The sequence below is a fragment of the Methylobacterium sp. WL9 genome (assembly GCF_008040035.1).
GTDB lineage: Bacteria > Pseudomonadota > Alphaproteobacteria > Rhizobiales > Beijerinckiaceae > Methylobacterium > Methylobacterium thuringiense.
In genome coordinates, this window is the sequence record NZ_VRVE01000031.1 from 1 (window position 1) to 16,905 (window position 16,905).

The window sequence follows — 16,905 nt, forward strand, 5'->3', positions numbered from 1 at the left end:
GGGCTCGTCGCCCGCGCCGCCGGCTCGCCGGCCGGCATTGTGGCGGGACAGGCCTGGGAATCCGAGCCCTACGTCGCGCTCAGCGACTATCAGCAGGCCAAGACCGGCGCCCTGTTCGCAGCCTCGACCGTGGCCGGCGCGGCGGCGGCGGGTGCGCAGCCCCTGCCGTGGCGGCTCCTCGGCGAATGTCTTGGGGAAGCCTACCAAGTCGCCGACGACCTGCGCGACGTCGCCTGTCGCCAGGAAGAGATCGGCAAGCCCGCGGGCCGCGACGCCACCCTCGGCCGGCCGAATGCTGCGGCGCTCCTCGGCACCGACGGCGCCCTCGAGCGGCTGAAGCGGCTGACGCAGGAGGCCATCGAGGTTATCCCGGCCTGCCCGGGAGCCGATGCGCTCCGGGCCGAGATCGAGGCCCAGACTCGGCTGTTCCTGCCGACAAGCCTCGCACATCTGGTTGCGGCCTGAGCCGCGAGATGCCGGCGCTCGCCGCCACGCCTCCCGCTCCGATGCGGCGATCGTGGCGGGAGCGTTGGCTCGCCTTCCGCAACGGCCGCATCGCGAGCCCGGCCTTCCAGCGCTGGGCCACCGGATTTCCGCTCACCCGCGGCATTGCCCGGCGCAATACCCGGGCGCTGTTCGATCTCTGTGCCGGCTTCGTCTACTCGCAGGTACTGTTCGCCTGCGTCCGGCTCGATCTGTTTCGGATGCTGGAGCCGGGCCCGCAGGGCCTCGGGGATCTGGCGCGCAGGCTCGGCCTCCCCAGAGAGCGCGCCGAACGGCTGCTGAAGGCAGCGGCTTCGCTCAAGCTCGTCTCCGCCTTGCCGGACGGCCGTTACGCGCTGGCCGATCTCGGTGCCGCGCTGATCGGCAACCCCTCGGTCGCGGCGATGATCGAGCATCACGCCATGCTCTACGCGGACCTCGCCGATCCGGTGGCGCTGCTGCGCGGCGAAGCCGGATCGACGCGGCTCGCAGAATACTGGCTCTATGCGGACCACGCGCGCCTCGGCGCGGCCGGCGACGAATCGGTCGCAGCCTATAGCGGGCTGATGTCTGCCTCGCAGGCCCTCGTCGCCGAGGACGTGCTCGACGCCTACCCGCTCGACGATCACGCCTGCCTGATGGATGTCGGCGGCGGCGAGGGCGCCTTTTCGGCTGCAGCAGCTCGTCGACACGTTTCGATGAAACTCAAATTGTTCGATCTGCCACCGGTGGCGGCGAGAGCGGCACGCCGGCTCGCGGAACTGGGGCTCAGCGGCCGGGTGGACTGCCTCGGCGGCAGCTTTCACGGCGGCGCGCTGCCGACAGGCGCCGACGTGATCTCTCTCGTGCGCATCGTCCACGACCATGACGATTCCGCTGCCGCGGCGCTGCTGCGCGCCGCCCATTCCGCACTCCCCCCTGGCGGCACGCTCCTCATCGCCGAGCCGATGGCGGGGACGCCCGGGGCCGAGCCGATCGGCGACGCGTATTTCGGCTTCTACCTCCTCGCCATGGGTAGCGGCCGCGCCCGCACCGCCACCGAACTGCAAGACATGCTCACGGCTGCAGGCTTTGCGGAGATCCACGAAATCCGGACCCGTCGCCCGCTGCTCACGCGACTGATCACGGCAAAGAAAGTCGCAAAAGTGTAAAGAGCGCTTGACGCTCTGATATGTCCACGTAGGATGACAACAAGCGATACCGCATACGGACGGAGTCGCAAGCAGGGGTGGAAGATCCAGGACATGGACGCGCTCGCCGTCATCCTCGAACGACCGGAGCAGCTGGCGCTCAACCGCCTGGCCCTGACTCCCGCCGTCGAAGGCGACGCCGTGGTCGCGGTCTCCTGGAGCGGCATCAGCACCGGGACGGAGCGCCTGCTCTGGTCGGGCCGGATGCCGAGCTTCCCCGGCATGGGCTACCCGCTGGTCCCCGGCTATGAGTCCGTCGGCACGATCGTCGAAGTCGGCGCCGAGGCTGACCTCAAGGTCGGCGACACCGTCTTCGTCCCCGGCGCACGCTGCTTTGGCGAAGTCCGCGGCCTGTTCGGCGGCGCGGCCTCCCATCTCATCGCCCCGGCCTCCCGCCTCATCGCGGTCGATCCGGCGCTCGGCGACCGCGCCTGCCTGATGGCTCTGGCCGCAACCGCCTATCGAGCGCTCGGCGGGATCGCGCCCGGCACCAAGCCCCTCATCGTCGGGCACGGCGTGCTCGGCCGGCTGCTGGCGCGGCTCACCGTGGCGGCCGGCGCGGAGCCGACGGTCTGGGAAACCAACCCGGTCCGGGCCGCGGGGGATTTCGGTTACGAGGTGATCGACCCGTCGGCCGATCCGCGCCGCGACTACGCGATCATCACCGACGTTAGCGGCAGTGCGAGCCTGCTCGACACGCTGATCGGCCGGCTGGCGCCCGGCGGCGAGATCGTGCTCGCCGGCTTCTACGAGGCGCCGCTTTCCTTCGCCTTCCCGCCCGCCTTCATGCGGGAGGCGCGCATCCGGATTTCCGCAGAGTTCAAGTCCGAAGATCTCGCCGCGACCACGGCACTGATCCAGGGCGGACGCCTCTCGCTCGACGGCCTCATCACGCACCGCGTGCCAGCGCTCCAGGCGCAAGAGGCCTACCGCACGGCGTTCGGCGACCCCGAATGCCTCAAGATGGTCCTCGATTGGAGAGCCTGTTCATGAATGTCCAGCTGAACAAGGCGGCCCTGAACAACGCCCAAGCGCTTCGCGACGAAGCGGCGATCGAGCCGGATCCGGTCTCGACCGCGCCGGTGAAGAAAGAAACCCAGATCATCGCGATCTACGGCAAGGGCGGCATCGGCAAGTCTTTCACGCTGGCCAACCTCAGCTACATGATGGCCCAGCAGGGCAAGAAGGTCCTGCTGATCGGCTGCGACCCGAAGAGCGACACCACCTCGCTGCTCTTCGGCGGCAAAGCCTGCCCGACCATCATCGAGACCTCGACGAAGAAGAAGCTCGCCGGCGAGCAGGTCGCCATCGGCGACGTCTGCTTCAAGCGCGACGGCGTCTACGCGATGGAGCTCGGCGGGCCTGAGGTCGGCCGCGGCTGCGGCGGCCGCGGCATCATCCACGGCTTCGAGCTGCTGGAAAAACTCGGCTTCCACGAGTGGGGCTTCGACTTCGTCCTGCTCGACTTCCTCGGCGACGTCGTCTGCGGCGGCTTCGGCCTGCCGATCGCCCGCGACATGTGCCAGAAGGTCATCGTCGTCGGCTCGAACGACCTGCAGTCGCTCTACGTCGCCAACAACGTCTGCTCGGCGGTCGAATACTTCCGCAAGCTCGGCGGCAATGTCGGCGTCGGCGGCCTCGTCATCAACAAGGACGACGGCACCGGCGAGGCCCAGGCCTTCGCGGACGCGGTCGGCATCCCGGTCCTCGCCTCGATCCCGGCCGACGACGACATCCGGAAGAAGAGCGCGAATTACGAGATCATCGGCAAGCCGGACAGCCGCTGGGCCTCGCTGTTCGAAACCCTCGCGCAGAACGTCGCCGAGGCGAAGCCGAACCATCCGACCCCGCTCTCGCAGGATGGCCTGCTCGGCCTGTTTTCCAGCGAGACCACCGGCCGCAACGTCGTGCTGGTGCCGGCCACGTTCGAAGACATGTGCGGCTCGACCCCGCTCGTGAAGCCGTCCCTCGAAGTCGTCTACGACGAGGTCTGAGCGGATGGCGGTCTCCCTCGACATCGCAAGCCTTCGCGCCCGCCGGGAAACCCCTGCCTCGCGCGTCGCCGCCTCCCAGGGTGCGGAGGCGATCAACCTCGCCGCCACGCAGGGCGACGGGATCGGCTGTCACGCCGGCAAGGACGCGATGCGGGCCTCGGCCGAAGCCGCCGGGATGTCCGAGACCCTGGAGCAGTTGCGGAAAGACTATCCGGCCGGGCCGCACGACCAGCCGCAGAGCATGTGCCCGGCCTTCGGTTCGCTCCGCGTCGGCCTGCGCATGCGCCGCACGGCGACGATCCTCTCCGGCTCGGCCTGCTGCGTCTACGGCCTGACCTTCACCTCGCATTTCTACGGCGCGCGCCGGACCGTGGGCTACGTGCCCTTCAATTCCGAGACGCTGGTGACCGGCAAGCTGTTCGAGGACATCCGCGAGGCGGTGTTCGAGACGGCCAAGCCAGAGGATTACGACGCCGTCGTCGTGATCAATCTCTGCGTGCCCACCGCGTCGGGCGTGCCGCTGCGCCTCCTGCCGAAGCAGATCGACGGAGTCCGCATCATCGGCATCGACGTGCCGGGCTTCGGCGTGCCGACCCATGCGGAAGCCAAGGACGTGCTCGCCGGCGCGATGCTGAAATTCGCCCGCACAGAGGCCGAGCAGGGCCCAGTCCAGGCCCCGCGCGGCGGCCGCTCGGGCAAGCCGACGGTGACGTTGCTCGGCGAGATGTTCCCGGCCGATCCGGTCGTGATCGCTTCGCTGCTGGAGCCACTCGGCCTCGCCGCCGGTCCGGTGGTGCCGACGCGCGAATGGCGCGAACTCTACGCAGCGCTGGACGGCGCAGCGGTGGCGGCGATCCATCCGTTCTACACCGCGAGCATCCGCGAGTTCCAGGCGGCCGGCCGGCCGATCGTCGGCTCTGCCCCGGTCGGCCACGACGGCACGGCCGACTGGCTCGACCGGATCGGGGAGGCCTGCGGCGTCGCCCGCGACGTGGTCGAGACCGCGAAGAACCGGCTCCTGCCCGGCATCCGCGGCGCGCTCTCGGCCATGCCGATCACCGGCCGGATCACGCTCTCGGGCTACGAGGGTTCGGAACTGCTGGTCGGGCGCCTGCTCGTCGAGAGTGGCGCGGATCTGCGCTACGTCGGCACGGCCTGCCCGCGCACGCCCTGGTCGGATGCCGACCGCGAATGGCTCGAAGCCAAGGGCGTCCGGGTCCAGTTCCGCGCCTCGCTCGAAGACGATCTCGCGGCGATGCATGAATACCGGCCGGACCTCGCCATCGGCACGACGCCGGTGGTGCAGAAGGCCAAGGAACTGGCGATCCCGGCTCTCTACTTCACCAACCTGATTTCGGCACGGCCGCTGATGGGTGCCGCCGGCGCCGGCTCGCTCGCCAAGGTCATCAACGCCGCGCTCGCCAACAAGCCCCGCTTCGACGCGATGCGCGACTTCTTCGAGGGCGTCGGCACCGGCTTCGCAGCCGGCGTCTGGCAGGAGACGCCCCAGGCCAAGCAAGGCCCCAAGGTTCAGGTCGCCAAAAAGCACGATCCGATCGGGGAGATGGCCTGATGCTCGTCCTCGATCACGACAGGGCCGGCGGCTACTGGGGCGCGGTCTACGTCTTCACCGCGATCAAGGGTTTGCAGGTCGTCATCGACGGTCCGGTGGGCTGCGAGAACCTGCCGGTCACCTCGGTGCTGCACTACACCGACGCGCTGCCGCCGCACGAACTGCCGATCGTCGTCACGGGCTTGGCCGAGGAAGAGCTCGGCCGTCACGGCACCGAGGGCGCGATGAAGCGGGCGCATGCCACGCTCGATCCGGGCCTGCCGAGCGTCGTCGTCACTGGCTCGATTGCCGAGATGATCGGCGGCGGCGTGACCCCCGAGGGCACCGGCCTGCAGCGCTTCCTGCCGCGCACCATCGACGAGGATCAGTGGCAGGCCGCCGATCGGGCGATCTCCTGGCTCTGGCAGGAATACGGCGCCAAGAAATTCGCGAAGAAGGGCATTCCGGCCCGTCCCGAGCGCAAGCCCGGCGAGAAGCCGCGGGTCAACATCATCGGCCCGGCCTACGGCACCTTCAACATGCCGTCCGATCTCGCCGAGATCAAACGGCTGGTCGAGGGGTTGGGCGCCGAGATCAACCTGACCTTTCCGCTCGGCAGCCACCTCGCCGACGTGCCGAAGCTCGTCAACGCCGATGCCAACATCTGCCTCTACCGCGAGTTCGGCCGGCTGCTCTGCGAGAGCCTGGAACGCCCCTACCTGCAGGCGCCGATCGGCCTCCTCTCGACCACCAAGTTCCTGCGTTCGCTCGGTGAGATCCTCGGCGTCGATCCCGAGCCGTTCATCGAGCGGGAGAAGCACACCACGATCAAGCCGGTCTGGGATCTCTGGCGCTCGGTGACGCAGGATTTCTTCGGCACCGCAAGCTTCGGGATCGTGGCGACGGAGACTTATTCCCGCGGCGTGCGGCACTTCCTCGAAGACGAGATGGGGCTGCCCTGCACCTTCGCCGTCGCGCGCAACGCCGGGGAGAAGACTGACAACGCCGCCGTGCGCGCCGCCATCAAGGCAAATCCGCCACTGGTGCTGTTCGGCTCCTTCAATGAGCGCATGTACCTCGCCGAGTGCGGCGGCCGCGCGGTCTTCGTGCCGGCCTCGTTCCCGGGGGCGATCATTCGGCGGCACACCGGCACCCCCTTCATGGGCTACGCCGGGGCGACCTACCTGGTTCAGGAGGTCTGCAACGCCCTCTTCGACATGCTCTTCCACATCCTGCCGCTCGCCCGTGACATGGATGCGGTGGAGGCGACGCCCTCGCGGATGCACCGCGAGCTGCCCTGGGACGCGGATGCCCGCGAGCAGCTGGGCACGATCGTCGATTCCCATCCCGTCCTGGTGCGCATCTCGGCGGCCAAGCGCCTGCGCGATGCGGCCGAGCGGAGCGCGCGGCGCGAGAACGCCGATGCCGTCGCCCTCGACCATGTCGCGCGCGCCCAGGCCGACCTGTCCATGGGAGCCGCCGCATGAGCGCCGCGACCACCCCCTTTCCCGACCGGCACCTTCGGGTGCGCAGCACGGAGTCCCAGGCCATGCAACGTACGATGTCCTCGCCGTCGCGGCAGCACCAGGAAGCTTTGCAGTTCCGGCTGATCCTGGCGGCGACCTACCCCTTCTTCCTGATCGCGGCCCTGGTGCAGCGCGTGCTGCCCGGCAGCGCCGCGCAGCGTCCCGGCATGCCGGTCGCGCGCCGATCCATTTTTGGCGAAGCCAAGGCCATGGCCGTCTCGGCCATCCCCTTCGCCTTCATGGGCTGACCGGGCGCTTACGCCCGAGGCTCACACCGAATTCTTCCGTCCGGTGGCACGGGGGAAGACAGCCGTGATTGCATCGAGTCACGGCCACGACCCGTCGCTCCTTCTGAAAGGTGCGGCCAACACAAACGGAGGTTCGATCGATGGCTAACGGAGTAACCGAAAGACCGAGCAGCCTATCGGGGCTGACGGAACCTGAAGCCAAGGAGTTCCACGCGATCTTCCTGACGAGCTTCATCATCTTCACGGCGATCGCCGTGGTCGCTCACATCCTCGTCTGGCTGTGGCGTCCGTGGCTGCCTGGACCGCAGGGCTACACCTCCCTCGAGGGTGTGACCCAGACGGCCCAGTCGCTTCTGTCGATGATCGTCTGAGGGGGAGCGCACCATGCACAAGGTTTGGCTTCTGTTCGATCCGCGGCGGACTCTCGTCGCGCTGTTCACCTTCCTGTTCATCCTGGCTCTGCTGATCCACTTCATCCTGCTCAGCACGGACCGGTTCAACTGGCTGGAAGGCGGAAAGAAGTCCGCAGCCAACGAGCATTCGCTCGTCCTGCAGACGATGCCCTCCTGAGGGCGGTGAGCTGCGGCGACGCCCCGCGTCGCCGCGAACCCGCGGACGGGTCGCCGGCCTGACGGTGCCCGCCCGCGGTCGCGAGTCTCCACCGACGAGCCCGATCGGTGATCGTCTCCAGAGACTGCTTTCCGACCGACAAGTTGGCTCCGTGCGACGACCCGATGCGGTCGTTTCACGGCGCCAGCACTCCCCGACGGTCCAGCCCGAAGGTGCCGCGATGGCGATGCTGAGCTTCGAAAGAAAATACAGGGTTCGCGGCGGCACGCTCGTCGGCGGCGACCTTTTCGACTTCTGGGTAGGGCCGTTCTACGTCGGGTTCTTCGGCGTCACGACCCTGTTCTTCGCGATCCTCGGGACCGCATTGATCATCTACGGGGCGGCCCTCGGGCCAACCTGGAACATCTGGCAGATCAACATCGCGCCGCCCGACCTCAAATACGGCCTCGCCCTTGCGCCGCTGAAGGAAGGCGGCCTCTGGCAGATCATCACATTCTGCGCGATCGGGTCGTTCGTGTCCTGGATGCTGCGCGAGGTCGAGATCTGCCGAAAACTCGGCATCGGCTACCACGTGCCCTTCGCCTTCGGCGTGGCGATCTTCGCCTACGTGTCGCTGGTGGTGATTCGGCCGTTCCTGATGGGCGCCTGGGGCTACGGCTTCCCCTACGGCATCTTGAGCCACCTCGATTGGGTGTCGAACACCGGCTACCAGTATCTGCACTTCCACTACAATCCGGCGCACATGCTGGCGGTGTCGTTCTTCTTCACGACGACCTTCGCCCTGTCGCTGCACGGCTCCTTGATCCTGGCCTCGACCAATCCGCCCAAGGGCGAGACCGTGAAGACCCCGGAGCACGAGGACACCTACTTCCGCGACACCATCGGCTACTCGATCGGCACGCTCGGCATCCACCGGCTAGGCCTGTTCCTGGCGCTCTCGGCGGGCTTCTGGAGCGCGGTCTGCATCATCATCAGCGGGCCGTTCTGGACCCGGGGCTGGCCTGAATGGTGGGGCTGGTGGCTCAATCTTCCGGTCTGGCGTTAAGGGGGCTCGCAGACGATGGCCTACTACCAGAACATCTTCACCCAAGTGCAGGTCCGGCCCCTCGTGCCGGAGCAGGGAGTTCCCGTCTCGACCGACAATCGCATCGGGAAGCCCTTCAACAGCTACCTGGCCGGCCTCTTCGGCAACAGCCAGATCGGCCCGATCTACGGCGGCTATATCGGCATCCTCTCGGGCGTCTGCTTCCTGATCGCCTTCGAGATCATCGGCCTCAACATGCTGGCCTCGGTGAACTGGGATCCGGTGCAGTTCGTGCGCCAGCTGCCCTGGCTCGCCCTCGAGCCGCCGCGGCCGGAATACGGGCTCAAGATCCTGCCGCCGCTCAACAAGGGTGGCTGGTGGCTGATCGCCGGCTTCTTCCTGACGACGTCGATCCTGCTTTGGTGGGTTCGCATGTACCGCCGGGCCCGGGCGCTCAAGATCGGGACCCACGTGCCCTGGGCCTTCGCCTCGGCGATCTGGCTCTACCTGGTCCTCGGGTTCATCCGGCCGGTTCTGATGGGCTCGTGGAGCGAGGCGGTGCCCTTCGGCATCTTCCCGCACCTCGATTGGACCGCCGCGTTCTCGCTGCGCTACGGCAACCTCTTCTACAATCCGTTCCACATGCTCTCGATCGCCTTCCTCTATGGGTCGACGCTGCTGTTCGCCATGCACGGCGCGACCATCCTGGCGACGAGCCGCTACGGAGCGGAGCGTGAGATCGACCAGATCGTCAGCCGCGGCACGGCTACCGAGCGGGCCGCCCTGTTCTGGCGCTGGACCATGGGCTTCAATGCCACCATGGAATCGATCCACCGCTGGGCCTGGTGGTTCGCGGTCCTGACGACGCTTACCGGCGGCATCGGCATCATCCTCACCGGCACCGTCGTCGACAACTGGTACCTCTGGGCGGTGAAGCACGGCGTGGCGCCGTCCTACCCCCAGGTCTTCGGTCCGGTGACGGATCCCCTCGGAGCCTCGGGAGCCACGCCATGAAGAGCCTGCTCATCGTCGCGGGCGTCGTCGTCGCGGCCTTCCTCACCATCGCTCAGTTCGGCACGGCGGGCTGGAGCTTCCCGCCCATCGCCGCCCAGCAGCACGGCTTCCGCGGCACCGGGATGGATCAGATCCAGACCAAGCGGGAGGCCGTGGCGCTCAAGGACGCCAACAAGGCCCCGGAGCCCGCGGAGCCAGCGGATGCCGGCGGCGACAAGGCCGGGACGACCTACCAGAACGTCCAGGTCCTGAAGGATCTCTCGACCGAGCAGTTCAACCGGGTGATGACCTCGATGACGGAGTGGGTCGCCCCCGAACAGGGCTGCACCTACTGCCACAACACCGAGAACATGGCCTCGGACGACCTTTACCAGAAGAAGGTCGCCCGGCGGATGCTGCAGATGACCCAGTACATCAACAGCGATTGGAAGGAGAAGCACGTCAACGGCTCCGGCGTGACCTGCTACACCTGCCACCGCGGCCAGCCCGTGCCGAAGAACATCTGGTTCGAGAACCCCGGCCTGACCGCCAAGGGCCTGACCCAGCCGCGCAACAACGGGCAGAACATGGCCTCGGCCGAAGTCGGCCTTGCCTCGCTGCCCTACGACACCCTGACCGAGTATCTCGGCAAGAAGGACGTGAACGAGAACGCGATCCGGGTGAACGCCACGACGGCTTTGCCCGAAGGCAAGGGCAAACCTATCCAGGAGGCCGAGAAGACCTACGGCCTCATGATGCACATGTCGCAATCGCTCGGGGTGAACTGCACCTACTGCCACAACACCCGGGCGATCTCGCAATGGTCCCAGAGCACACCGCAGCGGACGACGGCCTGGTACGGTATCCGCATGGTGCGCGCACTCAACGGCGACTATCTCGAGCCGTTGAAGGGCACGTTCCCTCCGAACCGCCTTGGGCCGACGGGTGACGTTCCGAAGGTCGGCTGCGGCACCTGTCATAACGGCCAGCCGAAGCCCCTGAACGGTGCCCACGTGATCGACGCCTATCCGGAACTCGCCAAGGCCACGGCATCGGCGGCCGACGCGACGCCGCCCGCGGCATCGCCCCCGGCAGACATGCCGAAATGAGCGCTGCCGGGTGGGAGAGTTTCTCACCCGCCCGGCAAGCATCGATCGAGCGGCCGTCGGGCATCGCCCCGGCGGCCGTTTCGTTTGGCATGGATGATGGCCACGTCTGCGAAGCCGGACGCCGGACTCGGTCCCACGGGCGTTTTGGTGAGACGCGCGGCCTTGCCTGTGCGCCACCGTCTCTGGTAAGGCGACCGTCTTTCCGCGATGCGTGGTCTGCCATCGCCGGGGTGCCCCCGCGGCATCCCGCCCATCCCGATACCCGAACGACAGGCGGCCGGGCAGCCCGCGCCGAGTGGACACCAATGAAGATCCGCAATTCGCTCAAGTCGCTGCGCGGCCGTCACCGCGACAACCAGCTCGTGCGCCGCAAGGGCCGCGTCTACGTCATCAACAAGACCCAGAAGCGCTTCAAGGCGCGCCAGGGTTGATCCGCAGCGCCCGCGCGTCACGCGGGCGCGTTGACGGCGGGACCCGCGGCGTGACAGCTTCGGGTCGATGATGTTCGATAGAGCCGGCTATTTGCTTGTTTCCCGTCTCGGGCTCGCCGTCTGCCTCGCCTTCGTGCTCGGTGGATCGGCGACGATTGCGTTGGCGAAACCGGCGCCCGAGCGTGAGCGCAAAGCGCATCCTCCGGTCTCCCTCGATGATCTGTACGTGCGTCTGAAGGAAGCTGACGATCCGGCAGAAGCCAAGGGCATTGCCGGGCTGATCGAGCGCAGGCTCGCACGCTCCGGCAGTGCCACCGTGGACCTCCTGACCGACCGGGCTCGGGAGGCGATGGCGGGCAACGACGTGCCGCTGGCCGTCGAGTTGATGGACCGGGCCGTGGCGCTGGAGCCGACCTGGTCCGAGGGCTGGAACCGCCGGGCTACGCTGTTCTTCCGGCTATCCGATTCTCCGAGTGCCATCGCCGATCTCGAACGGGCTCTCGTCCTCGAGCCGCGCCACTTCGAGGCCTGGGCGGCGCTGGGCAAGCTCTACCTCGCCGATGACGACAAGCGCCGTGCCCTCGAGGCCTTCCGGCGGGCGGAGAACATCTACCCGCAATGGGACGTGTTGAAGAAGGCGATCGAGCGGCTCGCACCCGACGTCGACGGCCGCGATCTCTAAGCAAACTCCATCGTCGCGGGCTCCATGGGCACCCTGAAAGGCGTCGCAGCGTTTACCGGCGGCGCTGTGGCGTTGTTCGTCGGATTGCTGGTCGCGGCGCTCGCGGCGGGTGCCGGCGCTACCGTGTTGATCGCATCCCACATCGAAACGCTCTATCCGCCGGCCGGCCGGTTCGTTCCGGTGCGGGGAGGGCGGCTCGCGGTTCTGGAGGCCGGCCCGACCGAAACTGCCCGCGGGACCGTCGTTCTGTTGCACGGCGCGTCGGCCAGCGCAGCCGATCCGATGGAAGGCGTCGGACGCACTCTGACGAAGCGGGGCTATCGCGTCATCGCCTTCGACAGGCCGGGCTTCGGCTGGAGCGACAGGCTCGGGGGCGCCGAGGCGGCCTCGCCGGCCTTCCAGGCTGCGGCGATCGGGGAGGCGCTCGATGCGATGCAGGTCGGCCCGGCGATCGTGCTCGGGCATTCCTGGTCCGGCGCGCTGGCATTGCGCCTCGCCCTCGATCGCGCCGACCAGGTCTCGGGCCTGGTACTCGCCGCGCCGGTGGCTCTGCCGTTTCCGGGCAAGCAACTGCCATGGTGGGGCAGGCTGGCGCTGCAGCCCGCCGTCACGGCGTTTCTCGTGCGGACCGTCGTGGTTCCGATCGCCTGGTGGTATCTGCCTAAGGCGGCGAAGGGCGCGTTCGCGCCGCAGGCGATGAGCGAGCGCTATGTCGAGCGTAGCCGCGCGCCGCTGATCCTGCGGCCGGGCGCGGCGCTCGCCAACCTCCAGGACCTCGCCGGGCTGCCGGACGCCCTGCGCGAGCAGGCGCCACGCTACGGCGACATCCCGATCCCGACCGTCGTGGTCGCGGGCGATGCCGACCCGGTCGTCCGGTTCCAAACCCAGGCTGCGCCGCTGGCGGAGCAGATCCCGGGAGCGCGGCTGGTGCGCCTGCGCGGTGTCGGCCACATGCTGCACTACACGGCGACGGACGCCCTCGCCGACGCCGTGGACGATGTGCAGGCGAAGCTCGCAAGCCCGCCTGCACCGTGATTCAGATCAGGGCGGCGTGCTCGCGGGTGACGTAGGCGATCCGCACCATGTTCGTGGCGCCGGGCGTCCCGAACGGTACGCCCGCCACCACGATGACCCGGTCGCCGATCACCGCGAAGTCTTCGCGCAGCGCGAACTTCGCGGCGCGGAACGCCATGTCGTCGACGTCGCTGGCATCCTTGGTGACGATCGGATGCGTCCCCCAGACGATGGCGAGGCGACGGGCCGTCTCGCGCTTCGGGGTCAGGGCGATGATGCTGGCATTCGGCCGCGAGCGGGCGAGGCGCTGCACGGTCGAGCCCGAATGAGTCCAGGCCATGACGGCGCGCAGGTTCAGCGCCTCGACGATCTGGTGGGTCGCAGCGGCGATGGCGTCCGAGACGGTGGCGTCGGGCTCGGAGCGCTGGGCCGTCAGGATCGACCAGTACAGCGCATCGCGCTCCACCTGCTCGGCGATGCGGCTCATCGTCGAGATCGCCTCGACCGGAAAATCACCGGCCGCGCTCTCGGCCGAGAGCATCACCGCGTCGGCACCCTCGTAGACGGCGGTTGCGACGTCGGAGACCTCGGCGCGGGTCGGGACCGGAGCCGTGATCATCGATTCGAGCATCTGCGTCGCCACGACGACCGGCTTGCCGAGCCGGCGCGCGCCGCGGGTGATGCGCTTCTGCACGCCCGGCACCTGCTCCAGCGGCATCTCCACGCCGAGATCGCCGCGGGCGATCATGATGCCGTCGGAGATCTCGATGATCTCGTCGAGGCGGGTCAGCGCCTGCGGCTTCTCGATCTTGGCCATCACCAGGGCGCGGCCGGCGCAGACCTTCTTGACCTCCGCCACGTCCTCGGGCCGCTGTACGAAGGAGACCGCGATCCAGTCGGCGCCGGCGTTCAGCCCGGCTTCGAGGTCGGCGCGGTCCTTCTCCGTCATGGCCGGCACCGGCAGAACGGTGTGGGGCAACGACACGCCCTTACGGTTCGAGATCCGGCCGCCGACGTCGACGCGGGTGACGGCACGGCCTTCGCTGACCTCCGTCACGTGCAGCCTGAGCTTGCCGTCGTCGATGATGACCGCGTGGTTCGGCTCGAGGGCCGCCAGGATCTCGGGGTGGGGCAGGAAAACGCGGTGGACGTCGCCGGGCGTCGGATCGCTGTCGAGAACGAACGTGGCGCCGTTCACGAGCTCGGCCGAGCCCTCCGCAAAGGCGCCGACGCGCAGCTTCGGGCCCTGCAGGTCGACCAGAATCGCGATCGGGCGACGCGCCTCGCGCTCGATGGTGCGAATGATCTCGACCTTCTCGGGCAGCTTTTCCCGGGGAAGGTGGCTCATGTTGAGCCGGAACACGTCGGCTCCCGCGTGAAACAGCTTGGCGATCATCTCCGGCGTGTCGGAGGCCGGCCCCAGGGTTGCGACGATCTTGGTACGGCGTGCGCGCTTCACTCGTTTTCCTCCATGCCCGTTAGGACCCGGCGGAGATCGGACTGCGACCGCGGGAACGGCCCGGCGATGGGGCGCCGCAAGGCGCCGGCGGCCGGACGAAGACTTGGCGGCCACAAGCCCCTTCGAGGTCCGCGCGTCAAGGTCCGGAACGCGGGAGAGAGTCTGTCGGCACGTCACGCACGGCTCGGCCTCCCCGCGAGCGTTACGCTCCGGCGGCATGGCCCAAACTGTCACGAGGGTGGACGCGGGACGCCGCGGAACCACTCTGTGGTTTGTAGAACTCGGTCCCACGGCGTCCCGCGGCCCGCTGGTGCGGGCCGACGACGTCACGGTGTCTTCTCACAGGCCCATGACTCGACGCGAGGACGCTCTTGTCATCCTCACGGATCGGCATTTCAGCCTCACCGTGCGGCCTCTCGGCCGGCGGGGCGTCCCGCACCCGCCTCGTAGTGGGCGGGTGGATCGAAGGCTCTCGGTGTGCCGCGAGGGTCCCGGGTCCGGCGATCAAAGTCGCGTACCCGTCCCACAGCACCTTGCGTCACAGGCTCTGCCCGAGGCGGTGGGGCATCCGGACCACCGACGCAGGCACCGTCTCGCATCCCCGCAGCGCTTCGACCCGGTCCGCCGAAGCGCCTCCCTCCATGGGGGCGAGCCAGGGGAAGGAACCATAGAATAGGAATTTTGTCAAGAACAAAAGGCGAATACCGAAATGTTAGGGCTCTCGCCAATGGTTCGGCGCGTGGTGTCGATCGACGGTCTCGAGCGGGCGCAGACCGACATGTCGGTCAGCGCCAAGGATCGCACACGCGGCGCGTCCGGCACAATGAACCGGCGGAGGCACGTCCCGAGCACTGGAATCGCGCGCTCCTCAGCCCTCGACGAAAGGCCCTCGTTCCGGTCGAGTCCCCGGAGCGGCCGCCCATCCGTCCCTAAAACCAGAAAGCGAAAGCCGGCCGGACGCCCGACAGACCCCGGCGCCCCTCGAAAGCGCCCCGAAACGGCTCCGTTTGAACGCTTGAGGCAACAGTGTGGCTTGCAAGCCATAGTTGATGGGCCGAGCTTTGCCGTATTGTCGGATCACGTTGATACCTGGGGATGGACACACCGTGATGAAGAAGCTTCTCTTGGCCGGCGCCGCGATGGCGCTCCTGACCACCGCCGCTTCCGCCGCCGACCTGCCGCGCCGCGCCGAGCCGCCGGTGTTCGTGCCGATCCCCGTCTTCTCCTGGACCGGCTTCTATGCCGGCCTGCACAGCGCCTACGCCTTCACCGACAACCAGAACATCCGCACGACCGGCAACGCGCTGGCGACGCAGGCGAACGTCAACGCCGGCTTCCGGCCCGCCTCGCTCAAGAGCGAAGTCGACGGCTTCTCGAAGATCGGCGGCGGCATGGGCGTCAACTACCAGCTGACCCCCGGCACAGGCTTCGTCGTCGGCGCGGCCTTCGACATCAGCTGGACCGACCTTCAGAAGAACGTCGGCTTCGTCGGCGGCTTCAATCCGGTCGCCACCGGGCCCGGCAACAACGCCAGCGTCTACACGCAGAACCTCGACTACCTCGGCACCCTGAACGGCAAGCTCGGCTACGCCTTCGACCGGTTCCTGGTGTACGGGACCGGCGGTCTCGCCTTCGGCAACGTCTCCTACGGCGCGACCTTCTTCGGCACGCAGGGCAACGTTCCCGCCTTCCCGACGCAGTTCACCGGCGGCTACGACGTCAACTTCGAGACCGGCTACAACTATGGTGGCGGCGTCGAGTACGCGATCCCCGCCGACAGCTTCCTGAGCAGCTTCTCCGTCGGCCGGCTCCTGGGCCTCAAGTCCGACGTGACGATCAAGGCCGAGTACATCCGCTACGATCTCGGCGGTCGCTCCATCAGCGTCCTGAACGCTGCGGGCGGTGGCTACACCTCGCGCTTCAGCACCGAGGGCAGCATCGTTCGCGCTGGCTTCAACTACAAGTTCGGCGGCTGATCCGGCTTCACGCCGACATCGACTTCCAAACGAAAATCGGGCGGGCGCTCTTCGGAGCCCCGCCTTTTTTCGTTTGGATCTGCAGTGCGTTGGACGGAAGCGGACCGTCACGGCGGGAGTGGCGAACCGGCCCAGGGCGAGATCGACGGCCGGTGGTATGGGAGAACGCGCCCTACCGCCGGGAAAGCGCGCTACGGAGCGCCGCCGAGCGGCTGGCCGGGATCGGTCAGCTGGATCGTCCAGCTCTTCTGCTCGCCGGTATCGACCTCGATGAAGCCGTTGCGGTCGTAGCCGCGTGCCAGACAATCCTCGACGCCGCGGATGGTGAAGGCGGTGTCGCGGGTGCACATCATCGAGCGGCCGCTCCAATCCCCGCCTCGGGTGAAGTCGACGGCGTAGATGTAGTAGAACCGAGCCGCGAGGGCGCCCTTGAGCAGGGTCTCGCAATCCTTCGGCTTGAGGTCCCACCAGCCCTCGGTGACCCAGCCCTGCGGATCGCGATAGCCGACCGTCACGCCGACCTTGCTGCCGGTGAGATTGCACATGCGCAGGTCGGCCATGGCCGGCCCGACGTTGCCCGCCAGGACGCACACCACGATGCTCGCCCGCGTCAGCATCGTATGCATCCCACGTTCGGCCCGGCCACGCAGGGCC

18 protein-coding genes are annotated in these 16,905 nt (G+C 68.0%); 16 read left to right on the plus strand and 2 right to left on the minus strand.

What is annotated here, in order from left to right:
* From FV217_RS11310 to FV217_RS11380, 15 genes are all read left to right on the plus strand, one after another.
* Positions 1 to 465 (plus strand): polyprenyl synthetase family protein (locus tag FV217_RS11310; protein ID WP_187272525.1); only part of this gene is annotated, 465 nt, incomplete at its 5' end.
* Between the two features lie 8 nt (positions 466 to 473).
* Complete coding sequence (locus FV217_RS11315; RefSeq protein WP_147817288.1) at positions 474 to 1,634, plus strand: methyltransferase; 1,161 nt, start codon at positions 474 to 476, stop codon at positions 1,632 to 1,634.
* 93 nt (positions 1,635 to 1,727) lie between these two features.
* Positions 1,728 to 2,666, plus strand: a complete 939-nt coding sequence (gene bchC / locus FV217_RS11320; RefSeq protein ID WP_147817289.1) for a chlorophyll synthesis pathway protein BchC — start codon at positions 1,728 to 1,730, stop codon at positions 2,664 to 2,666.
* Positions 2,663 to 3,667 carry a chlorophyllide a reductase iron protein subunit X gene (locus tag FV217_RS11325; protein ID WP_147817290.1) on the plus strand — a complete coding sequence of 335 codons (1,005 nt, stop codon included), beginning with the start codon at positions 2,663 to 2,665 and terminating at the stop codon, positions 3,665 to 3,667. The genes bchC and FV217_RS11325 overlap by 4 nt, the downstream gene beginning before the upstream one ends.
* A 4-nt stretch (positions 3,668 to 3,671) precedes the next feature.
* Positions 3,672 to 5,240 carry a chlorophyllide a reductase subunit Y gene (bchY, locus tag FV217_RS11330; RefSeq protein ID WP_147817291.1) on the plus strand — a complete coding sequence of 523 codons (1,569 nt, stop codon included), beginning with the start codon at positions 3,672 to 3,674 and terminating at the stop codon, positions 5,238 to 5,240.
* Entirely contained in the window at positions 5,240 to 6,706 is a 1,467-nt protein-coding gene (bchZ, locus tag FV217_RS11335) for a chlorophyllide a reductase subunit Z (RefSeq protein WP_147817292.1), read from the plus strand. Before bchY ends, bchZ begins: the two co-directional genes overlap by 1 nt.
* A gap of 62 nt (positions 6,707 to 6,768) precedes the next feature.
* On the plus strand, positions 6,769 to 6,993 hold the full coding sequence (locus FV217_RS11340) for a hypothetical protein (RefSeq protein WP_147817319.1): 225 nt from the start codon (positions 6,769 to 6,771) through the stop codon (positions 6,991 to 6,993).
* Positions 6,994 to 7,133: 140 nt separating this feature from the next.
* The gene (gene pufB, locus FV217_RS11345; RefSeq protein WP_147079002.1) at positions 7,134 to 7,364 is read left to right on the plus strand and encodes a light-harvesting antenna LH1, beta subunit; all 231 of its coding nucleotides are present in this window, start codon (positions 7,134 to 7,136) and stop codon (positions 7,362 to 7,364) included.
* Positions 7,365 to 7,377: 13 nt separating this feature from the next.
* A complete protein-coding gene (gene pufA, locus FV217_RS11350) occupies positions 7,378 to 7,563 on the plus strand; it encodes a light-harvesting antenna LH1, alpha subunit (RefSeq protein ID WP_147079000.1) in 186 nt (61 codons plus the stop codon).
* 220 nt (positions 7,564 to 7,783) lie between these two features.
* Positions 7,784 to 8,608 carry a photosynthetic reaction center subunit L gene (gene pufL / locus FV217_RS11355; RefSeq protein WP_147817293.1) on the plus strand — a complete coding sequence of 275 codons (825 nt, stop codon included), beginning with the start codon at positions 7,784 to 7,786 and terminating at the stop codon, positions 8,606 to 8,608.
* A 15-nt stretch (positions 8,609 to 8,623) separates the two neighbouring features.
* Positions 8,624 to 9,601, plus strand: coding sequence for a photosynthetic reaction center subunit M (pufM, locus tag FV217_RS11360; protein ID WP_147817294.1), 978 nt, complete (start codon positions 8,624 to 8,626; stop codon positions 9,599 to 9,601).
* On the plus strand, positions 9,598 to 10,689 hold the full coding sequence (gene pufC, locus FV217_RS11365; RefSeq protein WP_147817295.1) for a photosynthetic reaction center cytochrome PufC: 1,092 nt from the start codon (positions 9,598 to 9,600) through the stop codon (positions 10,687 to 10,689). Before pufM ends, pufC begins: the two co-directional genes overlap by 4 nt.
* Positions 10,690 to 10,994: 305 nt before the next feature.
* Positions 10,995 to 11,120 carry a type B 50S ribosomal protein L36 gene (gene ykgO / locus FV217_RS11370; RefSeq protein ID WP_003601867.1) on the plus strand — a complete coding sequence of 42 codons (126 nt, stop codon included), beginning with the start codon at positions 10,995 to 10,997 and terminating at the stop codon, positions 11,118 to 11,120.
* A 67-nt stretch (positions 11,121 to 11,187) separates the two neighbouring features.
* Positions 11,188 to 11,802, plus strand: a complete 615-nt coding sequence (locus FV217_RS11375; RefSeq protein ID WP_238231062.1) for a tetratricopeptide repeat protein — start codon at positions 11,188 to 11,190, stop codon at positions 11,800 to 11,802.
* Between the two features lie 24 nt (positions 11,803 to 11,826).
* Positions 11,827 to 12,837 carry an alpha/beta hydrolase gene (locus FV217_RS11380; RefSeq protein WP_147817296.1) on the plus strand — a complete coding sequence of 337 codons (1,011 nt, stop codon included), beginning with the start codon at positions 11,827 to 11,829 and terminating at the stop codon, positions 12,835 to 12,837.
* 1 nt (position 12,838) lies between these two features.
* On the opposite strand, the gene pyk is transcribed toward FV217_RS11380, so the two are convergent.
* Complete coding sequence (gene pyk / locus FV217_RS11385) at positions 12,839 to 14,275, minus strand: pyruvate kinase (RefSeq protein WP_147817297.1); 1,437 nt, start codon at positions 14,273 to 14,275, stop codon at positions 12,839 to 12,841.
* Positions 14,276 to 15,384: 1,109 nt separating this feature from the next.
* Here pyk and FV217_RS11390 point away from each other — a divergent pair.
* On the plus strand, positions 15,385 to 16,251 hold the full coding sequence (locus FV217_RS11390) for a porin family protein (protein ID WP_147817298.1): 867 nt from the start codon (positions 15,385 to 15,387) through the stop codon (positions 16,249 to 16,251).
* 191 nt (positions 16,252 to 16,442) lie between these two features.
* On the opposite strand, the gene FV217_RS11395 is transcribed toward FV217_RS11390, so the two are convergent.
* A complete protein-coding gene (locus tag FV217_RS11395) occupies positions 16,443 to 16,868 on the minus strand; it encodes a DUF1036 domain-containing protein (protein WP_306424625.1) in 426 nt (141 codons plus the stop codon).
* Between the last annotated feature and the right edge of the window lie 37 nt (positions 16,869 to 16,905).

Excerpts from the sequence above, each read along its gene's own strand:
- FV217_RS11315 (WP_147817288.1), top strand. The coding sequence starts at position 474 with ATGCCGGCGCTCGCCGCCACGCCTCCCGCTCCGATGCGGCGATCGTGG.
- bchC (WP_147817289.1), top strand. The coding sequence starts at position 1,728 with ATGGACGCGCTCGCCGTCATCCTCGAACGACCGGAGCAGCTGGCGCTC.
- FV217_RS11325 (WP_147817290.1), top strand. The coding sequence starts at position 2,663 with ATGAATGTCCAGCTGAACAAGGCGGCCCTGAACAACGCCCAAGCGCTT.
- bchY (WP_147817291.1), top strand. The coding sequence starts at position 3,672 with ATGGCGGTCTCCCTCGACATCGCAAGCCTTCGCGCCCGCCGGGAAACC.
- bchZ (WP_147817292.1), top strand. The coding sequence starts at position 5,240 with ATGCTCGTCCTCGATCACGACAGGGCCGGCGGCTACTGGGGCGCGGTC.
- FV217_RS11340 (WP_147817319.1), top strand. The coding sequence starts at position 6,769 with ATGCAACGTACGATGTCCTCGCCGTCGCGGCAGCACCAGGAAGCTTTG.
- pufB (WP_147079002.1), top strand. The coding sequence starts at position 7,134 with ATGGCTAACGGAGTAACCGAAAGACCGAGCAGCCTATCGGGGCTGACG.
- pufA (WP_147079000.1), top strand. The coding sequence starts at position 7,378 with ATGCACAAGGTTTGGCTTCTGTTCGATCCGCGGCGGACTCTCGTCGCG.
- pufL (WP_147817293.1), top strand. The coding sequence starts at position 7,784 with ATGGCGATGCTGAGCTTCGAAAGAAAATACAGGGTTCGCGGCGGCACG.
- pufM (WP_147817294.1), top strand. The coding sequence starts at position 8,624 with ATGGCCTACTACCAGAACATCTTCACCCAAGTGCAGGTCCGGCCCCTC.
- pufC (WP_147817295.1), top strand. The coding sequence starts at position 9,598 with ATGAAGAGCCTGCTCATCGTCGCGGGCGTCGTCGTCGCGGCCTTCCTC.
- ykgO (WP_003601867.1), top strand. The coding sequence starts at position 10,995 with ATGAAGATCCGCAATTCGCTCAAGTCGCTGCGCGGCCGTCACCGCGAC.
- FV217_RS11375 (WP_238231062.1), top strand. The coding sequence starts at position 11,188 with ATGATGTTCGATAGAGCCGGCTATTTGCTTGTTTCCCGTCTCGGGCTC.
- FV217_RS11380 (WP_147817296.1), top strand. The coding sequence starts at position 11,827 with ATGGGCACCCTGAAAGGCGTCGCAGCGTTTACCGGCGGCGCTGTGGCG.
- FV217_RS11390 (WP_147817298.1), top strand. The coding sequence starts at position 15,385 with ATGAAGAAGCTTCTCTTGGCCGGCGCCGCGATGGCGCTCCTGACCACC.
- FV217_RS11395 (WP_306424625.1), bottom strand. The coding sequence starts at position 16,868 with ATGCTGACGCGGGCGAGCATCGTGGTGTGCGTCCTGGCGGGCAACGTC.